The sequence below is a fragment of the Bacillus sp. FMQ74 genome (assembly GCF_001875785.1).
Taxonomy (GTDB): Bacteria; Bacillota; Bacilli; order Bacillales; family Bacillaceae; genus Bacillus; species Bacillus stercoris.
In genome coordinates, this window is the sequence record NZ_MOEO01000007.1 from 227,556 (window position 1) to 234,097 (window position 6,542).

5 protein-coding genes, 2 tRNA genes and 1 other annotated feature are annotated in these 6,542 nt (G+C 44.9%); of the genes, 6 read left to right on the top strand and 1 reads right to left on the bottom strand.

Annotated features, from left to right (window positions below):
• The first annotated feature begins 76 nt into the window (after nucleotides 1–76).
• Genes gmuR through gmuG form a run of 4 tightly spaced genes read left to right on the top strand, consistent with a single transcriptional unit; the run spans nucleotide 77 to nucleotide 3,769 of the window.
• Nucleotides 77–790, top strand: a complete 714-nt coding sequence (gene gmuR / locus BLL41_RS15135; RefSeq protein ID WP_003234096.1) for a transcriptional regulator GmuR — start codon at nucleotides 77–79, stop codon at nucleotides 788–790.
• A gap of 28 nt (nucleotides 791–818) precedes the next feature.
• Nucleotides 819–1,718 carry an ROK family protein gene (locus tag BLL41_RS15140; protein ID WP_071578488.1) on the top strand — a complete coding sequence of 300 codons (900 nt, stop codon included), beginning with the start codon at nucleotides 819–821 and terminating at the stop codon, nucleotides 1,716–1,718.
• Nucleotides 1,715–2,662: a mannose-6-phosphate isomerase, class I gene (gene manA / locus BLL41_RS15145; RefSeq protein ID WP_071578489.1), complete on the top strand. Its 948-nt coding sequence runs from the start codon at nucleotides 1,715–1,717 to the stop codon at nucleotides 2,660–2,662. The genes BLL41_RS15140 and manA overlap by 4 nt, the downstream gene beginning before the upstream one ends.
• Nucleotides 2,663–2,680: 18 nt before the next feature.
• The gene (gmuG, locus tag BLL41_RS15150; RefSeq protein ID WP_071578490.1) at nucleotides 2,681–3,769 is read left to right on the top strand and encodes a mannan endo-1,4-beta-mannosidase; all 1,089 of its coding nucleotides are present in this window, start codon (nucleotides 2,681–2,683) and stop codon (nucleotides 3,767–3,769) included.
• A 61-nt stretch (nucleotides 3,770–3,830) separates the two neighbouring features.
• On the opposite strand, the gene BLL41_RS15155 is transcribed toward gmuG, so the two are convergent.
• On the bottom strand, nucleotides 3,831–4,685 hold the full coding sequence (locus BLL41_RS15155; RefSeq protein WP_071578491.1) for a manganese catalase family protein: 855 nt from the start codon (nucleotides 4,683–4,685) through the stop codon (nucleotides 3,831–3,833).
• A gap of 335 nt (nucleotides 4,686–5,020) precedes the next feature.
• Between BLL41_RS15155 and BLL41_RS15160 the strand changes: the two genes are divergently transcribed.
• Both BLL41_RS15160 and BLL41_RS15165 read left to right on the top strand, forming a co-directional pair.
• A tRNA-Arg gene (locus tag BLL41_RS15160) sits at nucleotides 5,021–5,097 on the top strand.
• 14 nt (nucleotides 5,098–5,111) lie between these two features.
• Nucleotides 5,112–5,185: transfer RNA gene (locus BLL41_RS15165), tRNA-Gly, on the top strand.
• A 96-nt stretch (nucleotides 5,186–5,281) separates the two neighbouring features.
• Nucleotides 5,282–6,210 (top strand) — a sequence feature (16S ribosomal RNA rRNA prediction is too short).
• The last annotated feature ends 332 nt before the right edge of the window (nucleotides 6,211–6,542 follow it).

Below are 6,542 nucleotides of genomic sequence, written 5' to 3' on the forward strand. Positions count from 1 at the left end.
GAAATAGGGAAAAGAACTTATGATATCCGTAAAAGCTTATGTGATATCAGACTCTAACAGCTGCCGGAGGATACCAATGAATAAATACGAAATCATTGCAAATGAAATGAGAAATAGAATTAAAAATAACGTATATCCGATCGATCAGCCCATTCCTGATGAAGTATCTCTTGCAAAAGAATTTAACTCAAGCCGTATGACGATGAAGAGAGCCTTGGATAATTTAGTTGCCGAGGGTCTGCTGTTCAGAAAACGCGGCCATGGCACGTTTATTATTCAATCTGCAATACAGGATGACCATGTCCATGTAGTCAGCAATGAGATTCTAGGATTGACCAACTTGCTGAAAGATAAAAAAATCAAAAGCAAGGTCATTCAGTTTGAAGTGCAATTTCCCACTGAGGAAGTGGCCGCCCATTTGTCTATTGATCAGAAAACACCGGTTTATTATGTCGTTCGGCTGCGAATTGTAGAAGGTGAACCCTATGTACTGGAAAAAACATATATGCCGACGCATTTAATCCCGGGCATTAATGACGATGTCCTTCATGATTCGATCTACAATCATATTACAAATGTGCTGCAGCTCAAAATCGCCGGAACGCATCGGAAAATCAGAGCCTGCAAATCTGATCATATTGACCAGCAGCATCTGGGCTGCAAACAGGATGATCCAATTCTTGAAGTTGAACATGTGGGCTTCTTAGATACCGGGATTCCATTTGAATATTCCTTTTCACGTCATCGGCATGACAAGTTTGTTGTGACTTCTGTAAACATACGGCGCTGATTGCGGAGACAACAAGGAGGCCATCTGCATGCTTGGCGGTATTGAAGCAGGCGGCACAAAGTTTGTTTGTGCTGTCGGTAGAGAAGATGGAACGATCATTGACAGGATAGAATTCCCCACAAAGATGCCGGATGAAACGATAGAGAAAGTGATTCAATATTTTCGCCAATTTTCATTACAGGCAATCGGCATCGGCTCCTTTGGTCCTGTTGATAACGATAAAACCAGTCAAACATACGGTACCATTACGGCCACACCGAAAGCGGGCTGGAGACACTATCCCTTTTTACAAACCGTTAAGAACGAAATGAAAATCCCAGTCGGGTTTAGTACGGATGTCAACGCTGCAGCGCTGGGTGAATTCCTTTTCGGTAAAGCGAAGGGGCTCGACAGCTGCCTGTATATAACGATTGGCACTGGCATAGGCGCGGGGGCTATTGTAGAGGGGAGGCTCCTTCAGGGGCTGTCACACCCTGAGATGGGCCATATTTATATCCGGAGGCACCCGGATGACGTATACCAAGGGAAGTGCCCTTATCATGGAGATTGCTTTGAAGGCTTAGCTTCAGGCCCCGCTATCGAAGCCCGCTGGGGAAAAAAAGCTGCTGATTTATCAGATCTAACCCAAGTCTGGGAACTGGAAGGGTACTATATTGCCCAAGCGCTGGCTCAGTATATTTTGATCCTTGCACCTAAAAAAATCATTCTTGGCGGCGGCGTCATGCAACAGAAACAAGTGTTTCCTTATATCTATCAATATGTACCGAAGATCATGAACAGCTACTTAAATTTTTCTGAATTATCGGAAAATATAAGTGATTATATAGTACCTCCACATTTAGGCAGTAACGCAGGAATCATCGGCACGCTGGTTTTAGCGCAACAGGCCTTGCAAGCAGAGTCAGCATCCGGGGAGGTGCGATCATGAAGCACCCTATATTTTTGGAGCCTGTCTTTAAAGAAAGAATATGGGGGGGAACAAAGCTTTACGATGCTTTCGGCTACGCAATACCCTCAGAAAAAACAGGTGAATGCTGGGCCGTTTCTGCACATGCTCATGGTCCGTCGGTTGTAAAAAGCGGTCCGCTGGCAGGAAAGACACTTGATCAAGTATGGCAAGATCATCCGGAGGTGTTCGGGTTTCCGGATGGTAAGGTGTTTCCGCTTTTGGTAAAGCTGCTTGATGCAAATATGGATCTCTCCGTGCAAGTTCATCCTGATGATGATTATGCAAAACTGCACGAAAACGGCGATCTTGGTAAAACAGAGTGCTGGTATATAATGGATTGCAAAGATGACGCTGAACTGATTTTGGGACATCACGCAAGCACAAAGGAAGAGTTCAAACAGCGAATAGAAAGCGGTGATTGGAACGGGCTGCTGAGGAGAATCAAAATTAAGCCCGGAGATTTCTTTTATGTGCCAAGCGGTACACTCCATGCTTTATGTGAGGGAACCCTCGTCCTTGAAATCCAGCAAAACTCTGATACAACGTATCGCGTATACGATTATGACCGCTGTGATGACCAGGGCGAAAAAAGATCTCTTCATATAGAAAAAGCCATGGAAGTCATAACGATACCGCATATTGATAAAGCGCATACACCCGAAGTGAAAGAAGCTGGTAACGCGGAGATCACTGTTTATGTGCAATCAGATTATTTCTCAGTGTACAAATGGAAGATTAGCGGCCGAGCTTCTTTTCCTTCTCATCAAACCTATTTGCTGGGGAGTGTTCTGAGCGGATCAGGACGTATCTTAAATAATGGTAATCAGTATAAATGCACTGCAGGCTCACACTTTATTCTGCCTGCGCATTTTGGTGAATTTTCAATAGAAGGAACATGTGAATTCATGATATCTCACCCTTAATGAATGGAGGAGTTGTATTTGGTTAAGAAATATACGATCTCTTTGCTCATTTTATTTTTACTTGCGTCTGCTTTTTTTGCAAAACCAATTGAAGCGCATACTGTGTCTCCTGTGAATCCTAATGCCCAGCAGACAACAAAAGCAGTGATGAATTGGCTTGCTCATCTGCCGAACCGAACGGAAAACAGGGTTCTTTCTGGCGCGTTCGGAGGTTACAGTCATGACACATTTTCTATGGCAGAGGCTGATAGAATTCGAAGCGCCGCCGGGCAATCGCCTGCTATTTACGGCTGTGATTATGCCAGAGGGTGGCTTGAAACAGCAAATATTGAAGATTCAATAGATGTAAGCTGCAACAGCGATTTAATTTCGTATTGGAAAAATGGCGGAATTCCGCAAATCAGTTTGCACCTGGCGAACCCTGCTTTTCAGTCAGGGCATTTTAAAACACCGATTACAAATGATCAGTATAAAAAAATACTAGATTCTTCAACAGTAGAAGGGAAGCGGCTAAATGCCATGCTCAGCAAAATTGCTGACGGACTTCAAGAGCTGGAGAACCAAGGTGTGCCTGTTCTGTTCAGGCCGCTGCATGAAATGAACGGTGAATGGTTTTGGTGGGGGCTTACATCATATAACCAAAAGGATAATGAAAGAATCTCTCTATATAAACAGCTCTACAAGAAAATCTATCATTATATGACCGACACAAGAGGACTTGATCATTTGCTTTGGGTTTACTCTCCTGACGCCAACCGAGATTTTAAAACCGATTTTTACCCAGGTGCGTCTTATGTAGATATTGTCGGACTAGATGCGTATTTCCAAGATGCCTATTCGATAAATGGATATGATCAGCTAACGGCGCTTAATAAACCATTTGCTTTTGCAGAAGTGGGCCCGCAAACAGCAAACGGCAGCTTCGATTACAGCCTGTTCATCAATGCAATAAAACAAAAATATCCTAAAACCATTTACTTTCTCGCATGGAATGATGAATGGAGTCCAGCGGTAAACAAGGGTGCTTCAGCTTTATATCATGACAACTGGACGCTCAATAAGGGAGAAATATGGAATGGCGATTCTTTAACGCCAATCGTTGAATGAATCGGTTTTTCACAATTAAGAAGGTGCTCAAGAAGTTTCATTGAGCACCTTTCTGCCTTGATTAGGCATTCATATCGCCTAACCCCGGACTGTGTTCATTTGGCATTTCAGGAAGTATCGGTACAGGAAACCCTGCCGGAGGCTCTATGACTTGTAACTCTCCGCCATTTCGGCTTGGAGATTTCCCTTGATAGATTTCGCCGATCCTCGTTTCATCCAACCTGAAGTTAAACTGTGCATTATGGTAGCCTAATTCAACATACTTTCTGCACTCAGGATATTTGTTAATATCATAATTTGGAACAGGGAGGAGCTTCGCCCATTCAACGCCCAATGTCTCGAGCGCTTTCGCAAATGCATTCTGGTGAGCATTGTCGCGTACAATCAAAAAAGCAAGTGTTTCCCGAAATGTCTGATTAGAGCTCATTTCATAAATCCTTGTTTTTTGAAGTACGCCTGTCGACTCAAGAAGCAAGTTATCCAGCAGGTCAGTAATTAAGTTTCCGTGGTTATACACCCATGACCCGTTCCAAGGGTTGCCGCCTGCATCAACGGGAAGGGAACTTTGCGCCCCAATAATATAATGATGAGGATTAGCATGTTTAACGGCTTCATTAAGTGGTGCTTGATCTGCACCTTGACTGCCGACACCTTCACCGCCTGATTCATTTAATAAAGCATTGATTGTGTTTTGAACGAGTTCAACGTGGGCAATCTCCTCTAAAAAAATGCCGCGAAGCAAATCACGGTACTGTTTCTGCTTTCCTCTGAAATTAGAGCTTTGGAAAAAAAACTGCATCATCGTACGCATTTCTCCGTAATGACCGCCTAATATCTCCTGCAAGACCTTAGCGGCTGCCGGATCTGGCTTATCCGGTTTAATGATATTTATCAGTTCTTCTTTGTAGTAATACATAACATGCCTCGTTTCTTTTCTAGTGATTGGTTTCTTATATCTTTTGTAAAAGGAGATAAAGTCTATACATGATAAAGCGTGAAAGAATAAAATAAAAAAATACAGAAAAAGTGTTGACCGAATGAAATACACATGGTATATTATTAAACGTCGCTGATGAACAGCACGAAACAAAATAGAAAACAAAAAAAGTTTTCCCAAGGTGTTTACAAGTTTTTAAAAACGTGTATAATAAGAAAAGTCGAATTGAAAAAGATTCGAGCTTCAAAAAAACTTTTTAAAAACTTCTTGACTTTAACTTTGAATGATAGTATGATAGTTAAGTCGCTTAATAAGCGCCCGTAGCTCAATTGGATAGAGCGTTTGACTACGGATCAAAAGGTTAGGGGTTCGACTCCTCTCGGGCGCGCCATTATAAGATATAACGCGGGTGTAGTTTAGTGGTAAAACCTCAGCCTTCCAAGCTGATGTCGTGAGTTCGATTCTCATCACCCGCTCCATTATTGAATGATCTTTGAAAACTAAACAAGACAAAACGTACCTGTTAATTCATTTTTATAAATCGCACAGCGATGTGCGTAGTCAGTCAAACTACTTTATCGGAGAGTTTGATCCTGGCTCAGGACGAACGCTGGCGGCGTGCCTAATACATGCAAGTCGAGCGGACAGATGGGAGCTTGCTCCCTGATGTTAGCGGCGGACGGGTGAGTAACACGTGGGTAACCTGCCTGTAAGACTGGGATAACTCCGGGAAACCGGGGCTAATACCGGATGCTTGTTTGAACCGCATGGTTCAAACATAAAAGGTGGCTTCGGCTACCACTTACAGATGGACCCGCGGCGCATTAGCTAGTTGGTGAGGTAACGGCTCACCAAGGCAACGATGCGTAGCCGACCTGAGAGGGTGATCGGCCACACTGGGACTGAGACACGGCCCAGACTCCTACGGGAGGCAGCAGTAGGGAATCTTCCGCAATGGACGAAAGTCTGACGGAGCAACGCCGCGTGAGTGATGAAGGTTTTCGGATCGTAAAGCTCTGTTGTTAGGGAAGAACAAGTACCGTTCGAATAGGGCGGTACCTTGACGGACCTAACAGAAAGCCACGGCTAACTACGTGCCACAGCCGCGGTATACGTAGGTGGAAGCGTTGTCCGGAATATTGGGCGTAAAGGCTCGCAGCGGTTCTTAATCTGATGTGAAAGCCCCGGCTCACCGGGGAGGGCATTGGAACTGGGGACTTGAGTGCAAAAAGAGAGTGGAATTCACGTGTAGCGGTGAATGCGTAAGATGTGGAGGACACAGTGGCGAAGCGACTCTCTGGCTGTACTGACCTGAGAACGAAACGTGGGAGCGACAGGATAGATACCTGGTAGTCACGCCGTAACGATAATGCTAATGTTAGGGGGTTCCCCCCTTATGCTGCGCTACGCATTAGACTCCCCTGGGAGACGGCGCAGCTGAACTCAAGAATGACGGGGCCCCCAACGGGGAATGTGGTTAATCGAACACCCGAAAACTTCCAGGCTGAATCTCTGAAATCTAAAATAGACGCCCTTCGGGCAAAGACAGGGGCTGGTGTCTCACCCCGTCCGAATTGGGTAATCCCACAAGGAACCTTGACTATTGCACATCATTGGACCTAAGGATGCCGGAAACCGAGAAGGGGGTAAGCAAAATTTGCCCTTTACTGGGTACCCTGTCATGACAAAAAGGGCGACCCCGGTAGCATCCCAATTTTCGTCGACCACTGACCCCCGGGACGGATCTAAACCGAAAATCCGGGAATTCCGCTTTACCCCCCCCCAATTTACCAACGGGGACTTTGACCCCCAGGGAATTGGATCAGGCTAGGGGGG

Excerpts from the sequence above, each read along its gene's own strand:
- gmuR (WP_003234096.1), top strand. The coding sequence starts at position 77 with ATGAATAAATACGAAATCATTGCAAATGAAATGAGAAATAGAATTAAA.
- BLL41_RS15140 (WP_071578488.1), top strand. The coding sequence starts at position 819 with ATGCTTGGCGGTATTGAAGCAGGCGGCACAAAGTTTGTTTGTGCTGTC.
- manA (WP_071578489.1), top strand. The coding sequence starts at position 1,715 with ATGAAGCACCCTATATTTTTGGAGCCTGTCTTTAAAGAAAGAATATGG.
- BLL41_RS15155 (WP_071578491.1), bottom strand. The coding sequence starts at position 4,685 with ATGTATTACTACAAAGAAGAACTGATAAATATCATTAAACCGGATAAG.